Raw genomic sequence first — 18,019 nt, forward strand, 5'->3', positions numbered from 1 at the left:
ATCCACTCATGCGGCTCTCGCTTGCGCGCGCCTGGGCAGCGCAAGCTCGAGCACCGCGTGTTCGCTCGCCGCGCTGCGCGGCAACTCGCCCGAAATACGGCCTTCGCGCATCACCACGATGCGATCCGACACGCCGAGCACTTCCGGCAATTCCGACGACACCATCACGATCGCGCAGCCGCGCGCGGCGAGCTGGTAGATCACGTTGTAGATTTCATGCTTCGCGCCGACGTCGATGCCGCGCGTCGGCTCGTCGAGAATCACGACCTTCAGGTCGGGCTCGGCGAGCCAGCGCGAAAGAATCGCTTTCTGCTGGTTGCCGCCCGAAAGAAAGCGGATCTTCTGGCGTCGGCTCGGCGTCTTGATCTTCAGAAGCTTGATGAAGCGGTCCGCCGTTTCGGCTTCCTTCTTGCGGTCGAGGAACATGCCCGCGCGCAGGAAGTGGCGGCGGCAACTGATGTTGATGTTCTCCGAGACCGTTGCCATCGCAACGATGCCCTGCTCCTTGCGGTCCTCCGGGCACAGCACGATGCCGTGGCGGATCGCGTCGCTCGCGCTCTTCACGCGTATGGTCTTGCCGTCCAGCTCGATCTCGCCCGCGCGCCGCTTGTGCGTGCCGTAAATCAGCTGCATCAGCTCGCTGCGCCCCGCGCCCACGAGGCCGAAAAAGCCGACGATCTCGCCCGACTTCACCTCGAAGCTGGCCGCCTCGTTCAGCGGATGCCCTTCCACGCCACGCACGGCGAAGCGCACATTGCCATGCTCGCGCGGCGAATAGTTGTAGATGTCGCTGATCTCGCGACCGACCATCTCGGCCACGAGCGTTTCGCGCCTCACCTCGGCAAGCTTCTCGTGCGACGCCACCTTGCGGCCGTCGCGGAAGATCGTGCAGGCGTTGCACAGCTCGTAGATCTCGTCCATGCGGTGCGAGATGTAGATGAGCGCGCGATTGTCGGCGCGCAGCTCCCGCACGAGGTTGAACAGCACCTCGGTCTCGCGGTGCGAAAGCGAGCTGGTGGGCTCGTCGAGCGCGATCACGCGCGCGTTGCGCAAGAGCGCCTTGCAGATTTCCACCATCTGGCGCTGCGCGATGGAGAGCTTGCGCAGCTTCGCGGCCGGATCGAGGTCCACGCCCATCGCCGCGAGACGCTCGCGCACGAACTTGCGCGCTTCGCCGCGCTTCACCCAGCCGAGCGAATTGGGCAGCGCGCCGAGCAGCAGGTTTTCGGCGACCGTGAGATCGGGCACGTACTGCAGTTCCTGGTGAATCACCGCGATGCCCGCGCCGATCGAAGCCGCCGCATCGGAGAAGTGCACCTCGTTGCCGTCCATCAGGATGCGGCCGGAATCGGGCTGATACTCGCCGCCGAGGATCTTGAGCAGCGTCGACTTGCCCGCGCCGTTCTCGCCCATGAGGCCGTGCACCTCGCCCGCGTTCACTTCGAACGACACGCCGTCGAGCGCACGCACGCCCGGGAACACCTTGCCGATATTGTCAAAACGCAGTGTCGCTGACACTTCGGTTTCCTCTCATTCGATACGCCGCGGGTACGGTCTTCAGGTCATCTCGGGCCATCTCAGGTCATGAAACCTGGGGACCGTCCCGCGGCGGGAAACACCTCAAACCCTTTCCATCAAGCCTTTACTTCGAGGCGAGACCCATCTGCTGACGCACGTTCTCCACGTTGTCGCGCGTCGCCAGCATGCCCGTCGTCAGCGTGAGCAGCGGCGGTTCCTTGCCTTGCGTGATCCACGTGTACATCAGATCCGAAGTTTCCTCGCCGTGACGCTTCGGGCTGATGATGACGGTGCCGTAAAAGCCCGTCGGCTGCGGCTTCTTGAACTCGTTGAGCGCCGAGTCCGAACCGCCGATGCCGATGCCGATCATGTTGTCGGCCTTGAAGCCGCGGCCCTCTGCTGCGCGCACGGCGCCGAGCACGGCTTCGTCGTTCAGGCCGTAGGCCACCCAGTGCTTGTACTGCGGGTTCTTCGTGAGTGCGATGTTGGCGGCGTTGAACGCGTTTTCCGTGTCGGTCTTCGCTTGCGGCGCGGCGATGATGTTCGCCTTCGGGAAGCCCGCGGCCACGAGCGCGTCGGTCGCGCCGGTCGTGCGGTCATGCGCCGTCGGCAGCTGCTCATAGGTCACGTCGATCGCGCCGACGTCCTTCATGTCCCAGCCGCGCTTCTTGATTTCGGCGGCAATGCCGTCACCCACCTGCTTGCCGATGTTGTACGCCGAGATGCCCATGTGCGGCACCGACTCGATCGGCTTGCCGGCGCCGTCCACGAGGCGGTCGTCCACCGTCATCATCTTGAGCTTGTCGGCCTTGGCCTTCGCAACGATGCCCGGTCCGAGCTTCACGTCAGGCGTGCAGATGATGAAACCCTGCGCCTTCTGGGCAGCGAGGTTGTCGATTGCGCTCATCACCTTCTCGCCCGAGGGTGCGCCGATTTTCACCAGCGTGAAACCCTTTTCCTTCGCGGCCATTTCCGCGAACTTCCATTCGTCCTGGAACCACGGCTCTTCGGGCTGCTTCACGAGAAAGCCGATCTTCACCTGGTCGGCGGCCTGCGCGACGGGCGCTTGCGCGAACACGGCGGTAGCAGCGGCAGCCACCAGCGTCAGAAAGATGCGTCGTTGCATGTTGTCAGTCTCCTGTCTTCTTCAGTCACGGGAAGGGTTTCCGGCCGCCTCTTCTTTTTCCCGTCGAAGCGCGCGGCCAGCGCCTCGGCGGATTCCTGCGCATTCGTGATCCTTCGTGCTACGAACTACTTTTTACCGTCGATTCAGTCGTGATACAACGCCGTGCGTCCGCCATCGATCGTGATACAGCTCGCGTTGATGAACGGCGCTTCGTCCGAGGCGAGAAACACGGCCGTCATGGCGACTTCCTCGGGGCGGCCGATGCGCTTCATCGGCGGCAGATCGAGCGTGGCCTTGCGCGCCGCCTCAGGGTCGGGCTGTGCGTTCCACCAGTCGTGCGTGAGCTGCGTTTCGATATATCCCGGCGCAATCGCGTTCACCCGCACGTTCTTCGGCGCGTACTCGATGCCGAGCGCGCGCGTGAGCCCGATCACGCCATGCTTGGCCACGGGATACGGAAAGCAGCCGGGAATGATCTGGAACGCGTGCGTCGAGGCGATGTTGATGATGCTGCCCGCGCGCCGTTCGACCATGCCCGGCAGCACGGCGCGACAGCCGTTCCACACGCCGTCCAGATCGACGGCGAAACAGCGGTGCCAGTCGTCGTCGGTCATCGTGAGCGGGTCGGCGAACACGTTGATGCCGGCGTTGTTCACGAGCACATCCACGGGGCCGAACGCGCGTTGCGCCGCTTCGACTGCGGCACGCACCGAAGTGGGCTCCGAGGCGGGCTGCGTCACGTCGGTTTGCACGGCGAGCGTTCGCGCGCCTTCGAACGCGCCGGCGATCTCGCGCGCCGTGGCAACGGCCGTCGCGCCGTCCAGCTCGGCGAGCACGACAGCCGCGCCTTCGGCCGCGAACGCACGCGCAATCGCCGCGCCGATGCCGCGACCGGCGCCGGTCACCAGTGCGACCTTGCCCGCGAGACGATTCACTTCTGCGCTCCGTGCATGGCCAGCTGCGTGACCCGCCAGCCTTCGATGAAGGCCAGCGCGTTCGCACGCGTGGCGGCCGCATCCTGGCCCGGCTTGTAGAGCGCCGAACCAAGGCCGAAGCCGCTCGCGCCCGCGGCCAGCTGCGGCCCCATGTTGTCGGGCTTCACGCCGCCCACGGGCAAGAGCGGCACCACCGGCGGAATCACGGCGCGCCATGCCTTCGTCACGGCCGGGCCGAGCTGCTCGGCGGGAAACATCTTGAGCGCGTCCGCGCCGTGCTCGAGCGCAGCGAACGCCTCGGTCGGCGTGGCGACGCCCGGCACGCACGCGAGGCCCTGGAGCTTCGCGGCGAGGATCACGTCGATGTCGGCGTGCGGCATCACGATCACTTCGCCGCCCGCCTCCCTCACGTCGCGCACGCGAGCGGTCGTGAGCACGGTGCCCGCGCCGATCATCGCGTCTTCGGGCAGCGCTTCGCGCATCGCCGCGATGCTGTCGAGCGGCTGCGGCGAGTTCAGCGGCACCTCGATGATCCGAAAGCCGGCTTCATAAAGCGCGCGGCCATGCTCGGCGGCTTCGGCGGGTTTGATGCCGCGCACGATCGCGATCATCGGGCAGGCGCCGAACGCGGCGACGAAGCCCGCATGCGGCGTGTACGGGGCGGGCAGATTCAGTTCGGGTTCCATATCGGCTTCCTGTTGCCTTTTCGTCTCGGGTTCGCTGCGGCTCGTTCGAATCCGCTGGTTCAGTCCGGCTGTCGTCGCCTGGACGCACTAGCGCGGCGCGACGAGCCCCGCCTGCACGGCGATGCGCCACAGTCCATGCTCGGTCGCTTGCCGCACGAGGTGCGCGCCGGCGCAGCCGAACGCACCAAGCGCGAGGCGGTAGCGTTCGCACAGCGCTTCGGCGCCGATGAGCCTCGGCGCACAGCCGGCGAGCGCCACGTCGCGCCGCGCGAGCGCCGCTTCGAGGCCGGCGAGTTCGTGTCCGATCACGAGGCCCGAGAGATAGTCGGGCTGCTCGTCGGCGGCAAGCTGCGCCGTGAGGCCGAGCGTGCGCGTGCTGAACGCCGTGGCGAGCAGACCGACGCAGCCCTGCTCGCGCGCCACGTTGACACCGCGCAGGAACGCGGCGGTGTCGGGCGTGGCCGGATGCTTCATCGTGCGCCCGAGGATCGTATGCGCGCACAGCGCGGCGTAGACCTCGCCCGTCATGAAGGTGTAGAAGCGCGCAATGCGCTCGCCCTCGACCACGACCCACTTCGCGTGGGTGCCTGGGAGTCCGATCAACGACGTTTGCTGCCCCTCGTCGCCCGATTCGCCTAGCGCGCCGAAAATCTGGGTTTCCTCGCCGCGCATCACGTTGGGTAGCGCGCCCGGCTCCAGCACGCCGGGCACCACGGCCACTTCGGCGCCGCTCGCTGCACGCACGCGCACGATGCCCGCCACCAGCGCCTGCGCGCTAGCGGGCGTTTCGACGTAGGGCGCCTGCACCCAGCCCTGGGCGCTGCCCACCATGCCCGCCGCCAGCACGGGCAGCGAGGGCGCCTCGCTGAGCCACACGCCGCACGCTTCGTCGAAGGCGGCGTCGAAGCCGCCTTCTTCGGCGGGCACGGGCAGATTCATGATGCCCGCCGTCGAAACGCGTGTAGCAATCACCTTGCCCGCTGCATCGAACAGATACGCGCGCAGCGAAGTCGTCCCCCAGTCGAGCGCGATCAGCGCGGCTTCGCGCGCGACGGCGCCGTCACCGACGTCGATGGCGGCGCCGGTCGCGTGCTTCTCGCGCGCTTTCATCGACGAATCCTGCGGGTCGTGGGCTGCGGCGCACGCCAGCCCAGTTCAAGCGAGATCGCGCGGGCCTCACGCTGTACCACGGGGATCAGTTCGTCCATGCGTTCCAGCGGCATGTAGGGAATCGTGCTCGCCACCGAAAGCGCCGCCACGATCGCCCCCGAGGCGTCGCGCACGGGCGCCGCCACGCAGCGGATCGAAATTTCGTTCTCCTCCAGATCGAACGTGTAGCCGCCCGCCGAGTATGTCGCCATGCGCTTGATGAACGTTTCCGGTTCGAGGCTGTGATCGGGACGGAAGCTCACGCCCGCGAGCGTGCGGCGCGACGCATCGAAGAGTTCGCGCCACGTTTGCGGCGACAGGTCGAGCATCATCGCCTTGCCGATGCCCGTGGACGCGAGCGGCATGCGATGCCCGACGCGCGAACGCATCTCCAGGCCGCGCTGGCCGGGAATCTTGTCGATGTAGAGCACGTCGTCGCCGTCGCGCACGCCGAGATGGATCGTGTCGAGCGTTTCGTCGGCGAGCGCCTGCAGATGCGTGCGCGCAACGGCCGTGAGCGGCATCTGCTCCAGCGCGATCGTACCGAGTTCGATGAGCTTCGGACCAAGCAGATAGCCGCCCTGCACCTGGCGCAGGTAACGCGCTTGCACGAGGCTCGAAACGAGGCGATGCGTGGTGCTACGCGTCGTGCCGAGCACCGCGCCGAAGGAGCGCAGATCGCGCACGCCCGCAGCGGCCGCTTCGAGAATCGCGAGCCCGCGCAGCAGCGTCTGCGTGCCGGCCTGCTGCATCGAGCCGTCGAGCAGCGTGCTCGCGAGGCCGATTTCATCGGCGGCGCGCGGCGCTTTCGGCTGGGCTTGCGTGGAGGTTGCCGGTGCGGCCTCGTCCGGGAGGTCTGCGGCGAGCGTGGAAGACATCGCTTTGTTCATGGCGAGGGCGATGAAGGAGACGATTGGAGGAGGCGCGTGCCGTCAAGCGGCGCGCGAACCTTGCTTCGGGAGACGGACGGGCGCCTGAGCGCCCGGGGCACATCGGACATGGAGCGGCGGGCGGCGCGTGGTCGCGCATTGCGCTGGCTTGAGCATGGCGAACGTCTCCTTTGCGGTCCGGTTCGCTGCGCATCTTGTGCGTGCGCCGGATTTATCTGGGTCTGCTGACGTGTGTGCCGCGCAACGTGTCAGAGCGGCGTGTCGTATGGGTTGGATTGTAGGCAGGTTTTTTCGAGTCCTCCAATATGTGATTGGGTCGCCCATATATTGGGAAATTGAGCTGCCAGTTCAGAACCCGGGCGTCAAACGAGGGACATACCGCTCGCTTCAGCCCTCGGCGGCAAAAAAAAAGCTGCCGGATCACTTCCGGCAGCCGTTTCCTGCACTCGAGGCACAACTGCGCCGTGCCCTTACTTCGCGGCGGGCGCCTTGTAGGCCACGCAGTCGATCTCCACCTTGCAGTCCACCACCATGCTCGACTGCACACAGGCACGTGCGGGCGGATGCTCGCCGAAGTACTCGCGGAACACCTTGTTGAACGAAGTGAAATCGCGAGCGTCGTCGAGCCACACGCCACAGCGAACCACGTGCTCCGCGCCGTAACCGGCTTCCTTCAGGATGGCGAAAAGATTCTGGATGGCCTTGTGCGAATGCTCGACAATGCCGCCGTTGATCACCTCGCCGCCTTCCATCGGCGTCTGGCCCGATACATACAGCCAGCCATCGGCTTGCACGGCACGCGCGAACGGCAGATGCTGGCCGCCCTGGCCCTTGCCGCCTTCGGCTCCAATTCGTTTCATCGTTTGCTCCTTTGAGATCGTGCGGCGCGCGCGGCTCTTTGGCACGCGTGCGCCGAGGGTCGAAATTCGACGGATTGATTAGTGATGCCTAGAAGGCGCTCGCCTCGACCTGCGCCTCGCGCTTGCCGCGCGCGACGAAGTGGCCCGCGCGCTCGCCCGTGGGCTGGCCGTCGCGGTATGACAGCACGCCGTTCACCCACACCGCGTCGATGCCTTCGGCTACTTGCTGCGGCTGATCGAAGGTCGCCGCGTCGCGCACGCGTTCGGGGTCGAACAGCACGAGGTCGGCGTGCCAGCCCACATGCACCTCGCCGCGTTGCGCGAGGCCGAAGCGCCGCGCGGAAAGGCCCGTCATCTTGCGCACCGCCTCTTCGAGCGGCAGCAGGGCGGCGTCGCGCGCGTAGTGTCCGAGCACGCGCGGAAACGCACCCCACAGACGCGGGTGCGGCAGCGGGTCGTTCGGCAGCCCGTCGGAGCCGACCATCGTGGCCGGATGCGCAAGAATGCGGCGCACGTCCTCTTCGGACATGTTGTGATAGACCGCGCCCGCCGGCTGCAGGCGCTTCGCCGCCTCCTGCTGCGAGACGCCCCACCCGGCCGCGATGTCCTTGATGAGCTTGCCCGCCTGCTCGGGATGCGGCTCGGACCAGGTGATGGTGATGTCGATGTCGCCCGTCACCTGTTTGAGGTCGAGCGTCGAAGAACTGCGGCTGTACGGATAGCAGTCGCAGCCCACCGGCTGGTACTTGCGCGCGGCTTCGAGCGATGCGAGCACCTCCGCGCTGCGCCCCCAGTTCGATGGGCCCGCGCACTTCAAATGCGAAATCACCACGGGCACGCGCGCATGCTTGCCGATGTGATACGCCTCGTTCATCGCTTCGAGAATGGCGTCGAACTCGGTGCGCATGTGCGTCGTGTACACCGCGCCGGCCGCGGCGAGCGGCTCTGCGAGCGAGGCGACCTCTTCGGTCGAAGCCTCGAATGCCGATCCGTATGCAAGCCCAGTGGAAAGGCCGAGCGCGCCGTGCGCGAGCGCGTCCGCGAGCTGTGCGCGCATGGCCGCGATCTCGTCGCCGGTCGCGGCGCGCTTCAGGTCGTTCATGTGATTGTTACGCAGCGCCGTATGGCCGATCAGCGCGCTCACGTTCACGGCGGGCCGCGCGGCGTTCACCGCGTCGACATACGCGGCGAAGGTCGGATAGCTGAACGCGTCGCGCTCGCCGAGCAGGTTCATCGGGTCGGGCGGGTCGCCCTTGAGCGTGACCGGCGAGGCGCTGATCCCGCAATTGCCGACGACCACCGTCGTCACGCCCTGGCTGATCTTGGGCAGCATCTGCGGCGCGCGGATCACGTGGGTGTCGTCGTGCGTGTGGACGTCGATGAAGCCGGGCGCTAGCGCGCGTCCGTTGGCCTCGATCACTTCTTCGGCGAGCCAGTTCGACAGGTTGCCGATCGCAACGATGCGCCCGTCGCGCAATGCCACGTCGCGTTCGACGGGCGGCGCGCCCGTGCCGTCGTAAAGCATGGCCCCGACGATCAACGTGTCGGCGGCTTCGGGGTGCGAATGCATACGTGTCTCCTTATGTGGCGCTCAGTCACCGAGCGGCTGGCGTTCGCCGCCGCCGCGATGCGCGTCCAGCGTGTGCTTCATGCGGCGCAACAGTTCCCGGCTCTCGGCGGGTTGCGCGAGCGCCAGCTCGGTCACCAGCACGTCGAGTGCCATCATCATCGCGTAACGTGACGATGATGGCTTGTAGATGAAATCGGTCTCGCTCGCGACGATCGGCACGAGCCAGTCAGCGAGCGCGGCGAGCGGCGAGGCGGGCGCGGTGAGCGCGACGAGCTTCGCGCCGTAGTCGCGCGCGATGCGGCAGGCGTCGAGCAGCTCGGGCACGCGCCCTGTTACGGATAGCGCGACGACCACGCTCTCAGGTGACAGCGTGCTCGCCACCATGCGCTGCAGCAGGCTGTCCTGGTAGGACGCCACCGGACGACCGAGGCGCACGAGGCGAAAGCGCATTTCGTCGGCGAGCGCGCTGGACCCGCCGCCCATGCCGAATACGTAGATCATGCGAGCAGCGCCAAGCGCTGCGGCGACCTGCGCCAACGGCGCCTGGCGCAGCAGTTCGTGGTTGCGCGCGAGCGCAGCCTGGATTTCGTCATAGACGCGCGTCGCCAGCGGCTCCGGGGCTGCGTGCGCGGCGCCCGCGCCTTGCATGGAATCCGGGCCGCCGCGAAGGAAGCGCTCGCCCACCGTGGCCGCTTGAGCAAGCCGCAGCTTCAGTTCGCGCACGTCGTGGCAGCCCACCGCCTTCGCAAAACGCGTGACCGAGGCGACGCTCACGCCCGCGCGCTGCGCCAGCTCGCCGATGCTCGCGCGCGCGGCGCTGGCAAGATCGTCGAGGATGAGCGCGGCCACGTCGCGCTCGGCCGGACGCAGATCCGGCACGCGTTGCGCGATACGCGCGACGATGTCGAAGCGGACCGGATCGGCGGCGGTATTCATCGCAGGGAGTCTGTTAATAAATAACAATTCACGAGGCGATGTTACTTTGTGTACTATCTCCGAGTCAACGCTGGTCGCGTAAGTGCCGGCGCAGCGGAGCCGCATGACGCAAATGGAGCAAAGGGAAATGAAAGTTACAAACTATCAGAGTGCGACGATCGACCCCAACAGCAAAGGCCTCGGCAACCTGCCGGGCGCAAGCGTGCCGCTCGGGGATGCCGGACGCCTCGAATGGAATCTGCTCGAAGAGGACGTGAGCCTGCCGGCGGCGGTGCTCTACGCCGATCGCGTCGAGCACAACCTCAAGTGGATGCAGGACTTCGTCACGCGCTATGGGGTGAAGCTCGCCCCGCACGGCAAGACGACGATGGCGCCGCAGCTCTTTCGCCGCCAGATCGAAACGGGCGCGTGGGGGATCACGCTCGCCACGGCGCACCAGACGCGCGCCGCTTACCGGGGCGGCATCTCGCGCGTGCTGATGGCGAACCAGCTGGTGGGGCGCCGCAACATGGCGATCATTGCGGAACTGCTGAGCGATGCGACCTTCGAGTTCTTCTGCCTCGTCGATTCCGTGGACGGCGTGGAGCAACTGGGCGAGTTCTTCCGCGCGTCGGGCCGCACGCTGCAGGTGCTGCTCGAACTGGGCGTGCCGCGCGGCCGCACGGGCGTGCGCGACGCCGATACGCGCAACGCCGTGCTCGCAGCCATCGCCCGCTACCCCGACTCGCTCAAGCTGACGGGCGTCGAGATCTATGAGGGCATTCTCAAGGAAGAGAGCGAGGTGCGCACTTTCCTGCGCGACGCGCTGAACGTCACCCAGGAGCTGGCCGCTGCGGGACGCTTCGCGCGCACACCCGCGCTGCTGTCGGGCGCCGGATCGGCCTGGTACGACATCGTCGCCGAGGAGTTCGCGCCGGCCACGCAGGCGGGCACGATCGACGTGGTGCTGCGCCCCGGGTGCTACGTGACGCACGACGTAGGCGTCTACAAGCAGGCCCAGTCGCAGATCCTCACGCGCAACCCCGTGGCGCGCGAGATGGGCGTGGCGCTGCTGCCCGCGCTGCAGTTGTGGGCCTATGTGCAGTCGATTCCGGAACCCGGCCGCGCCATCATCGGCTTCGGCAAGCGCGATGCCGCCTTCGATGCGGGCTTTCCGGAGCCGTCGCGCCACTATCGCCCCGCGAACGGCGGCATGCCGCGCGAAGTGGCGGCAAGCGAAGGCTGGGAAGTGTTCCAGATGATGGATCAGCACGCCTACCTCAAGATACCGGCGGGCGCGGACCTCAAGGTCGGCGACATGATCGCCTTCGACATCTCGCACCCCTGCCTCACGTTCGACAAGTGGCGCCAGGTGCTCATGCTCGATGCGAAGTATCGCGTGACGGAAGTGATCGAGACGTTCTTCTGAGCGCAACGCGCGCCGGCCGTCTCGTGAATGCTGCGCGGCGGCGATGTCGTGAACGTCGCACGCCGCCGCGCGCATCGACGACGCTCAGGCCGCCTGTTCAGCCCGCTTCGGGTTCGGCTTCCTGAGGCTGTGCGGGCGCGACGGCAACGGTCGCCGCAGTCGCCGCCTCGCCGAGGCGCTCCTCCATCATCTTCAATGCGCCCGATAGCGCCGCGAGCGCGTCGTCGGGCAGCGACATCGTCATGTTCAGGAACGCGTTGCGGCGCGGCAGCCCTTCTTCGATGACTGCGCGGCCCGCCGCGCTCAGGGTCACGTTGGTGATGCGGTTATCGCGCTCGTCGGCACGGCGTGCGATCCAGCCGAGCGACTCCAGCGCCTTCAATTGCCGCGTGAGCGCGCCCGGGTCCACGCGCAGCCGCTCGACGAGCCGCTTTTGCGACGACTCGCCGTTCTGGTCATAAAGCGCGAGCAGGATGCGCCAGCGCGGCAGCGGATGCCCGACCTGCGCCTCGAACGCCGACATGAACGCGCGATAGGTCCGTCCAAACTGCTGCACGATGGCGATGCGATCCTGAATTTCCATGTTTTGTTTTCCTGCAGGCCTCATTGCCGCCTTCATGACCCGTATCTGCCGCGCGCCGGAGCGACTCAATCCGCGTGAATCACGGGCTCCATCTTGCGATGCAGCTTGACCGGCGGCACGCGCCGGGTTTGCCAGACCGCCACCACAGCGATCACGGCCGCCACGGCAATGCCCAGATGAATCGCCCCCACCAGCGCCTCGCGGGCGGCTTCGAGCAGCGGCGCGCCATTATGCCCGGCGTGCGTGAGATCGGCGATGAGCGCAGCCTGCGCGTCGCGGTTGATGAGGATCTGCGGATCGGCAAGCTGCGGCAGCCAGTGCGTGGCGTGATCGGCCTCGAGCGCACGCTGCACACCGCTCGCATAACGCTGCGTGACCATCGTCCCGGTCAGCGCCGTGCCGATCATGCCGCCGATCATCCGCAGTGACTGCAGGAGCGCCGTGGCGATGCCCAGGTGTTCGCGCCCGGCGGTCTGCTGCGCGAACACGGTGAGATTGGGCATGACGAAGCCAAGGCCGATGCCCGCCGTGATCATGAGCGCCATTAGCAGGCCCCGTGGAGTCCCGCGCGTGGCGATCGCAACGGCGAAGCATGCCGCCGCGAGCATCGCGAAGCCGATGTAGAGCATCAGGTTCGGATTGCGGATGCGCGAGACGATGCGCCCGTTCGCGATGCTCCCGATCGTGATGAACACGACGAGCGGCGTGATGACGACGCCCGCTTCCTTCGGCGTCATGCCGAAGCCGCCCTGGAACAGCAGCGGTGCGTAAAAGAGCAGCGAGAACATCGTGAAGCCGCCCAGCACGGCGAGCGTGAAGAGAGCGTTCAGGCTCGCGTTGCGGAACATGTCGACGGGTAGGATGGCCTGCGGGAAGCGCCGCTCCCATTGCCAGAGCGCCCAGCCAGCCGCGAGCGCGAGCGCGAGCAGGCCGATGGCCGAGGCGCTCAGGCCATGCCCCGGCAAACGCTCGACGAAAAGCTGCAAGCTGCCCAGTGACACCGCGATGAGCAGCGCGCCGGGCCAGTCGAGCCGCATGCGCGCCTCGTGCGCGACGTGGCGCAGATGCGGCAGATACTTCCAGACGAAAAACAGCGACAGCATGCCGACGGGCAGATTCACATAGAACACCGAGCGCCAGCCGCAGTACTGCGTGAGAAAGCCGCCGAGCGAAGGCCCGACCGCGTTGGCGATGCCGAACGCGGAACTCATCAGCACCTGCCAGCGCAGGCGCACTACGGAATCGGGAAAGAGATCGGGAATGCAGGCGAACGCCGTGCCGACCAGCATGCCGCCGCCGATGCCTTGCAGCCCGCGCGCGATCACGAGGAACAGCATGCTGTTGGCCGCCCCACACAGCACGGAAGCGCCCGTGAAGACGACGATCGACGCGATCACGAAGGGCTTGCGGCCGTAATAGTCTCCGAGCCGCCCGAAAATGGGGACGGTGATGACGGACGTGAGCAGATAGGACGTGGCGACCCACGCATACAGCTCGAAGCCGCGCAGTTCGGAGACGATGGTCGGCAGCGCGGTGCCCACGACGGTCTGGTCGAGCGCGACGAGCATCGTCACGAATGAGATACCGAGCATCGCGAGGAGCGATTCCCGGAACGGCAGAACCTGCCCGCTCGAGTGGTGGGCGGCGGTATGAACGGCCATTTTTGATCCAGCAACGGTTGACGCGTCAAAGATTAGCATCTTAGCACGGCGCGATCCACTACACTGGGGCGTCGAACGGTGGCGATGCCGCCTTTGCTGGAAACCGACGTCGCCGAAATTCGGGAGCGCAATGAAACCCACAATCGCAGATCCTGCCCACGAGGATGCCGCAGCGCCCTTCACCGAAGCGGATTGGGACGCGCTGCGGCGCGCCAAACATCAGCTCGAAACGCCACCGCTCGGCATCAAGCTCGCGGCGATCGTGGGCGCGCCGGTGGAAAAGCTGATAGCGCGGCTGCCCGGCGTCGCGAACGACAAGGTGACCGACGCGACGCAAATCGCACTGCGCAAGTGCCTGCAGCTCGCGTTGAAGACGCTCGGCAAACCCGGGGCGCTTGCCGCGACCGACGGCGCAGTGGCCGTGCGCGGCGCGTTGCGCGAACGCGCGAGGCCGAGCAATCTGCTGCACAAGTTCGCGGTGGCGACCACCGGCGCCGCGGGTGGCGCGTTCGGCCTTTTCGCGTTGCCAGTCGAGCTGCCCGTCACGACCACGCTGATGTTCCGCTCGATCTGCGACATCGCGCGCAGCGAAGGCGAGAATCTGTCCAGCACCGACACGCAGCTGCACTGCCTGACGGTGTTCGGCATGGGGGGCCGCTCGGCCGCCGACGACGAAGCCGATTTCGGCTACTTCATCGTCCGCGGGGCGCTCGCGAAGGCCGTGTCGACAGCTTCGTCGGAGATGGCGACGAAAGGCTTCGCCGCGCATGGCTCGACCGCGCTCCTCAAGCTCATGCAAACCGTGGCCGCCCGATTCTCCGTACAGGTGAGCGAGCAGGTGGCGGCGAAGTCGATTCCGGCCATCGGCGCGGTGCTCGGCGCAATGGTCAACACGGTCTTCATCGACCACTTCCAGCAGGTGGCGCATGGGCACTTCACCGTGCGCCGGCTCGAGCGCCAATACGGCGAGGCCGCCGTGCACGCCGCTTACGAGGCGATCGACGTCGCGCTCGATTGAGGCGGCTCGGGTCTCTCGCCGCCGCGCCCCGCCGCGGCGGTCACGCTGCGCACGAAGCCCGCGGCGACGTCGAGTGTGCTGCGCGCTTCGGGCATGAAAGGCGCGTAGATCGGCCAGATATGCGGCATCCCGCGCGCGATTTCGCACTCCACCGCCACGCCGGCGGCGCGCGCGCGTTCGGCTACGCGGCGCGTGTCGTCGAGCAGCGTCTCAGTGCTTCCCACGAAAAGGCTCAGCGGCGGCAGGCCGCGAAAGTCGGCGTAGAGCGGCGACACGTACGGATCGGTCGCGCTCGCCGAACCGACGTAGAACGGTGCGATGCGCGCGAACACTTCGCCGCAGAACATCGGATCGCGCCCGTCGTTCTCGCGTATCGAGGCCCCCGTGACCGCGAGATCGGTCCACGGGGAAAACAGGACGGCGCCGGCCGGAAGCGGGTCGCCCGCGTCGCGCAACGCCACGAGCGCGGCAAGCGCGAGGCCGCCGCCCGCCGAATCGCCGGCAATCACAATGGAGTTCGCCCGCCTTCCGCTTGCCAGCATGTGGCGGTAAGCAGCCAGCGCGTCTTCGAGCGCCGCGGGAAACGGATGCTCGGGCGCCAGGCGATAGTCGAGCGAAAACACATCGGCGTCCGCACGCTTGCCAAGACCAAAAGAGATCGCGCGCTGCGAACGCGGCGAGCAGAAGTAATACCCGCCGCCGTGCAGATAAAGGAGCGCGCGCTGCGCGCTCGAGCGCTCGCGGACGAGCCACTCGCCGCGCATCGGGGAATCGGTTGTGCCGTACTGTTCGCGCAGGCGCCAGCCCACTGGGACGCCTGGCGTCCAGATGCGCCGCGCTGTCAGCATGCGCACCCGCGCGACGTTGATCTTCCTGCGCGTTTGGGGCAGAAAGGTGCGGCGCAAAAACCTGCAGATCAGCGTGCTTTGCCAGCTCATCGGCTCCCCCATCGCGGCGATTCATCGCCGGGCAATCAGCGCTCGGCCAGCGCGCCAGCGAGCGCGTCCCGCAATCCGACCGCGACTGCGGGCAAGGCCGGCACGCTCAAGACCACGAATCAGGCCGACGACCGGCGCCGCTCAGTTGGCAGGTAGCACCTGGCCGCGAATCTCGCCCGACGGGTTCTGCGCCGTATGAATGTTGAAGTACCACTGGCCGCCCATCAACTGGGTGACCTGCTGCTCGTTGAGCGTGGCAGAACCCTTGATGGGGCTCGCCAGCTCGCTCTTCGGAATCGGCACCTGCGGGTTCGCGTTCTGGCCGACCGGAGCGGGGCCGTGGAAGTGCGCGGCAACAGCCGGGCCCGAGAGGCCTTCGTAGGTGACGGTCCAGTTCAGCGTTTTCGTGGATGTATCGAACGTCGCGTTGAGCATGCCGTGGCCCTGGCTCACTCGCGGCGGCACTTCGCTGGAGGGTTCGAGATCGGCCTTCAGCGCGACGGTGTCGGCGAAGGCGGCGCTGGAGGCGACCATGCAGAAAGCGAGGACGAGTTGCAACGGACGAATCACATTCATGGGATTTCTCCTGTTCTTGTGGCGCGCGGCACCAGAGGGCGGCCGTGCTCCCACATGCTAGAGCAAATCCGTCGGGTGCGTCCGCTGCACCGATGTCAGCGCAACGTGAACTGCATGCAACAAAAAAGGGCGCCGCAGCGGCGCCGTTCAACCCGGGAACTAGCTTCGTGCCATTCGGTTCTCGCTCCCGTTCGCGACACGCATGAGGATCGCAACCGGGAGCGCGACACCCGAATTCCTAGAAGCGGTGATGGATGCCCGTCGTAACGATGCCCTGGTTCTTGCTCGACGAGAAGTTGTTGCTGCCGTTCCGTCAGACTTGCTCATTCCTGCTCAAACAGGAACAAAGCTGACTTCCTGCTTCGCAGAGGCCGGTTTCGCTCGGGTCTTGCGACCTGAGCCAGAGCCTTCCTCTCCACTGGCTGTTACCGTGGAACTCACGGCCATGACCTTCAGGTTGACTGCGGCGTTCACGTCGCGGTCATGGGTCCCGCCGCAGGCCGGACACGTCCACTCGCGCACCGCAAGCGGCAGATCGTTCAGCTTGTGCCCGCACGCCGAGCACGTCTTGCTGCTGGCAAAGAAGCGCTCAGCCACCACCACCTGACCGCCGCGCATCGCGCCCTTGTACTCCAGTTGCCGCCGGAACTCGAAGAAGCCCATGTCGGCAATGGAGCGTGCCAGATGGCGGTTTTTCACCATGCCGCTCACGTTCAGATCCTCGATGCCGATGGTGTGGAACCGGCGTGTGAGCTCCGTCGTAAGGTTGTGCAGGGCGTCCGAGCGAATGGCGGCGATGCGCGCATGAAGTTTCGCCAGCCGGGCCTTGACCTTGCGGCGGTTGGCCGATCCCTTCTGTTTTCGCGACAGGCTGCGCGAGAGCCTGCGCAAGCGGTCCAGCATCGCCTTGTGGGGCTTTGGACCAGCGATCGTTTCTCCCGTCGAGAGTGTTGCCAGCGCCGACACGCCCAGATCGACACCGGCCGCGCCTTGGTTTTCGGCTTTGGGCAGGTGCGAACTGTCGGGAATCTCCACGGCGATGCTGACGAACCAGCGGTCGGCCACACGGGAGACCGTGGCCGACATGATCTTGCCAGCGAAGCGCAACGTTTCGCGCATTCGCACCCACCCGAGATTGGGGATGCGAATGCGCGTACCGTCGAGGTCGAACTGGTCGTTGGTGAGCGTGAAGCGGTCGCGCAAGCCTTTCTTTCGGAACTGCGGATAGCGGGCGCGGCCCGCGAAGAAATTCTGGAACGCTTGGCCTAACTGGATGATCGCCATCTGCGGCGCATTCTTCGTGACCTCCAGCATCCACGGGAACTGCTCGCGCTTGATCGCATTCAGTTGGCGGCGCAGTGCCATCTGCGATGGCTTCGGCTGCGTGTTATCGAGCTTGTGCGCCTCGTATTGCCGCTTCCACTCGGCCAACGCCCAGTTGTACGCGAAACGCGCCGTACCCGCAGCGCGGGCCAGATACGTGGCCTGCACGTTGTTCGGGTCAAGTGCGATGCGGTGGGCGATCAGCATGAGGCTTGCTCCACGACCTGCCGAATGCCATCGAGCAACTTCTGGTTCTTGCGTGAGCGCGATCCGTACAGCCGCGCACTGAAGACCGTAATGATCTCCAGCCCAACACTCCCCTCGATGACGGCATCCAGGAGGCGCTTGAGGCCCTTCTTGTGGTAGTTCATGCCAGAGCCCGAATCTGCGATGACCTCGAATGTCTACCGCTGCTGCGCACAGTACTGTTCAAGCACTTGCTTGCCTGGATACTCGGGCATACGCAACCGTTCGGCGTGCCACGGAGAGATGCTCAAAATGTACAGGCGTGCGCAACTATGCGCAACTACTACGCGAGCAGTTTAAGCCCCGGCCGCCACCACGGGCCCGCAAAAACACGGCTCGTTTGTGGATTTCACCGTCGAGTCGTTTCGGTGCAGCGCGACGCCGCAACGGCGAGGGCGATTACAGACACTCCGCGTAACAGTTAATTGATCGAAATTATCTCGATTTCTCGTTGCGCGCCGACTAATCTTCTAGATGCGAGAAGTGACTCTTCATTGAAGGGTCTCCAAGCTTGAACGCGGCTTCGGCCGCGTTTTTTTTGCCCGCCCTTCCAGCGCTCACGACAGGTTCGCAGGCGAATCGGCCGGACCAGGAAG

16 protein-coding genes and 1 pseudogene are annotated in these 18,019 nt (G+C 66.3%); 2 read left to right on the plus strand and 15 right to left on the minus strand.

Annotated elements, in window-relative coordinates; translation table 11 throughout:
* Positions 1–6: 6 nt before the first annotated feature.
* From araG to BMI01S_RS02885, 9 genes are all read right to left on the minus strand, one after another.
* Positions 7–1,518, minus strand: a complete 1,512-nt coding sequence (gene araG / locus BMI01S_RS02845) for an L-arabinose ABC transporter ATP-binding protein AraG (RefSeq protein WP_028230053.1) — start codon at positions 1,516–1,518, stop codon at positions 7–9.
* Positions 1,519–1,642: 124 nt separating this feature from the next.
* Positions 1,643–2,644, minus strand: a complete 1,002-nt coding sequence (locus BMI01S_RS02850; protein WP_028230052.1) for an arabinose ABC transporter substrate-binding protein — start codon at positions 2,642–2,644, stop codon at positions 1,643–1,645.
* Positions 2,645–2,787: 143 nt separating this feature from the next.
* Complete coding sequence (locus BMI01S_RS02855) at positions 2,788–3,579, minus strand: SDR family oxidoreductase (RefSeq protein WP_028230051.1); 792 nt, start codon at positions 3,577–3,579, stop codon at positions 2,788–2,790.
* Positions 3,576–4,265: a 2-dehydro-3-deoxy-6-phosphogalactonate aldolase gene (locus BMI01S_RS02860; RefSeq protein ID WP_028209377.1), complete on the minus strand. Its 690-nt coding sequence runs from the start codon at positions 4,263–4,265 to the stop codon at positions 3,576–3,578. Before BMI01S_RS02860 ends, BMI01S_RS02855 begins: the two co-directional genes overlap by 4 nt.
* A gap of 87 nt (positions 4,266–4,352) precedes the next feature.
* Positions 4,353–5,375 (minus strand): 2-dehydro-3-deoxygalactonokinase, encoded by a 1,023-nt coding sequence (locus BMI01S_RS02865; RefSeq protein WP_042288221.1) that lies wholly within the window; start codon positions 5,373–5,375, stop codon positions 4,353–4,355.
* A complete protein-coding gene (locus BMI01S_RS02870) occupies positions 5,372–6,304 on the minus strand; it encodes an IclR family transcriptional regulator (protein ID WP_028230050.1) in 933 nt (310 codons plus the stop codon). The genes BMI01S_RS02865 and BMI01S_RS02870 overlap by 4 nt, the downstream gene beginning before the upstream one ends.
* A 470-nt stretch (positions 6,305–6,774) precedes the next feature.
* On the minus strand, positions 6,775–7,164 hold the full coding sequence (locus BMI01S_RS02875) for a RidA family protein (RefSeq protein ID WP_028230049.1): 390 nt from the start codon (positions 7,162–7,164) through the stop codon (positions 6,775–6,777).
* Between the two features lie 88 nt (positions 7,165–7,252).
* Positions 7,253–8,734, minus strand: a complete 1,482-nt coding sequence (locus tag BMI01S_RS02880; RefSeq protein ID WP_028230048.1) for an N-acyl-D-amino-acid deacylase family protein — start codon at positions 8,732–8,734, stop codon at positions 7,253–7,255.
* 21 nt (positions 8,735–8,755) lie between these two features.
* Positions 8,756–9,670 (minus strand): MurR/RpiR family transcriptional regulator, encoded by a 915-nt coding sequence (locus BMI01S_RS02885; protein ID WP_028230047.1) that lies wholly within the window; start codon positions 9,668–9,670, stop codon positions 8,756–8,758.
* Between the two features lie 127 nt (positions 9,671–9,797).
* Between BMI01S_RS02885 and BMI01S_RS02890 the strand changes: the two genes are divergently transcribed.
* Positions 9,798–11,078 (plus strand): amino acid deaminase, encoded by a 1,281-nt coding sequence (locus BMI01S_RS02890; protein ID WP_028230046.1) that lies wholly within the window; start codon positions 9,798–9,800, stop codon positions 11,076–11,078.
* 97 nt (positions 11,079–11,175) lie between these two features.
* Here BMI01S_RS02890 and BMI01S_RS02895 read toward each other — a convergent pair whose 3' ends face one another.
* On the minus strand, positions 11,176–11,661 hold the full coding sequence (locus BMI01S_RS02895; RefSeq protein ID WP_028209371.1) for a MarR family winged helix-turn-helix transcriptional regulator: 486 nt from the start codon (positions 11,659–11,661) through the stop codon (positions 11,176–11,178).
* A 65-nt stretch (positions 11,662–11,726) separates the two neighbouring features.
* Positions 11,727–13,322, minus strand: a complete 1,596-nt coding sequence (locus BMI01S_RS02900; protein ID WP_028230045.1) for an MDR family MFS transporter — start codon at positions 13,320–13,322, stop codon at positions 11,727–11,729.
* Between the two features lie 130 nt (positions 13,323–13,452).
* On the opposite strand from BMI01S_RS02900, the gene BMI01S_RS02905 reads away from it, so the two are divergent.
* Entirely contained in the window at positions 13,453–14,340 is an 888-nt protein-coding gene (locus tag BMI01S_RS02905; protein ID WP_028230044.1) for an EcsC family protein, read from the plus strand.
* Here BMI01S_RS02905 and BMI01S_RS02910 read toward each other — a convergent pair.
* The 4 genes and pseudogenes from BMI01S_RS02910 to BMI01S_RS42865 all read right to left on the minus strand — a co-directional run.
* Positions 14,310–15,278 (minus strand): alpha/beta hydrolase, encoded by a 969-nt coding sequence (locus BMI01S_RS02910; protein ID WP_028230043.1) that lies wholly within the window; start codon positions 15,276–15,278, stop codon positions 14,310–14,312. The genes BMI01S_RS02905 and BMI01S_RS02910 overlap by 31 nt on opposite strands.
* 141 nt (positions 15,279–15,419) lie before the next feature.
* Complete coding sequence (locus tag BMI01S_RS02915) at positions 15,420–15,854, minus strand: CHRD domain-containing protein (protein ID WP_028209367.1); 435 nt, start codon at positions 15,852–15,854, stop codon at positions 15,420–15,422.
* Positions 15,855–16,187: 333 nt separating this feature from the next.
* Entirely contained in the window at positions 16,188–17,384 is a 1,197-nt protein-coding gene (locus BMI01S_RS02920) for an RNA-guided endonuclease InsQ/TnpB family protein (protein WP_028209366.1), read from the minus strand.
* Positions 17,378–17,651 (minus strand): annotated as a pseudogene (locus tag BMI01S_RS42865) (IS607 family transposase); the annotation flags it as partial. The gene BMI01S_RS02920 and the pseudogene BMI01S_RS42865, both read right to left, overlap by 7 nt.
* Between the last annotated feature and the right edge of the window lie 368 nt (positions 17,652–18,019).

This window comes from Paraburkholderia mimosarum LMG 23256 = NBRC 106338 (genome assembly GCF_000739815.1).
GTDB lineage: Bacteria > Pseudomonadota > Gammaproteobacteria > Burkholderiales > Burkholderiaceae > Paraburkholderia > Paraburkholderia mimosarum.

Coding starts and splice junctions, on each gene's coding strand:
- BMI01S_RS02890 (WP_028230046.1), top strand. CDS start 9,798: ATGAAAGTTACAAACTATCAGAGTGCGACGATCGACCCCAACAGCAAA.
- BMI01S_RS02900 (WP_028230045.1), bottom strand. CDS start 13,322: ATGGCCGTTCATACCGCCGCCCACCACTCGAGCGGGCAGGTTCTGCCG.
- BMI01S_RS02850 (WP_028230052.1), bottom strand. CDS start 2,644: ATGCAACGACGCATCTTTCTGACGCTGGTGGCTGCCGCTGCTACCGCC.
- BMI01S_RS02875 (WP_028230049.1), bottom strand. CDS start 7,164: ATGAAACGAATTGGAGCCGAAGGCGGCAAGGGCCAGGGCGGCCAGCAT.
- BMI01S_RS02860 (WP_028209377.1), bottom strand. CDS start 4,265: ATGGAACCCGAACTGAATCTGCCCGCCCCGTACACGCCGCATGCGGGC.
- BMI01S_RS02895 (WP_028209371.1), bottom strand. CDS start 11,661: ATGGAAATTCAGGATCGCATCGCCATCGTGCAGCAGTTTGGACGGACC.
- BMI01S_RS02880 (WP_028230048.1), bottom strand. CDS start 8,734: ATGCATTCGCACCCCGAAGCCGCCGACACGTTGATCGTCGGGGCCATG.
- BMI01S_RS02905 (WP_028230044.1), top strand. CDS start 13,453: ATGAAACCCACAATCGCAGATCCTGCCCACGAGGATGCCGCAGCGCCC.
- BMI01S_RS02915 (WP_028209367.1), bottom strand. CDS start 15,854: ATGAATGTGATTCGTCCGTTGCAACTCGTCCTCGCTTTCTGCATGGTC.
- BMI01S_RS02870 (WP_028230050.1), bottom strand. CDS start 6,304: ATGAACAAAGCGATGTCTTCCACGCTCGCCGCAGACCTCCCGGACGAG.
- BMI01S_RS02910 (WP_028230043.1), bottom strand. CDS start 15,278: ATGAGCTGGCAAAGCACGCTGATCTGCAGGTTTTTGCGCCGCACCTTT.
- BMI01S_RS02885 (WP_028230047.1), bottom strand. CDS start 9,670: ATGAATACCGCCGCCGATCCGGTCCGCTTCGACATCGTCGCGCGTATC.
- BMI01S_RS02865 (WP_042288221.1), bottom strand. CDS start 5,375: ATGAAAGCGCGCGAGAAGCACGCGACCGGCGCCGCCATCGACGTCGGT.
- BMI01S_RS02920 (WP_028209366.1), bottom strand. CDS start 17,384: ATGCTGATCGCCCACCGCATCGCACTTGACCCGAACAACGTGCAGGCC.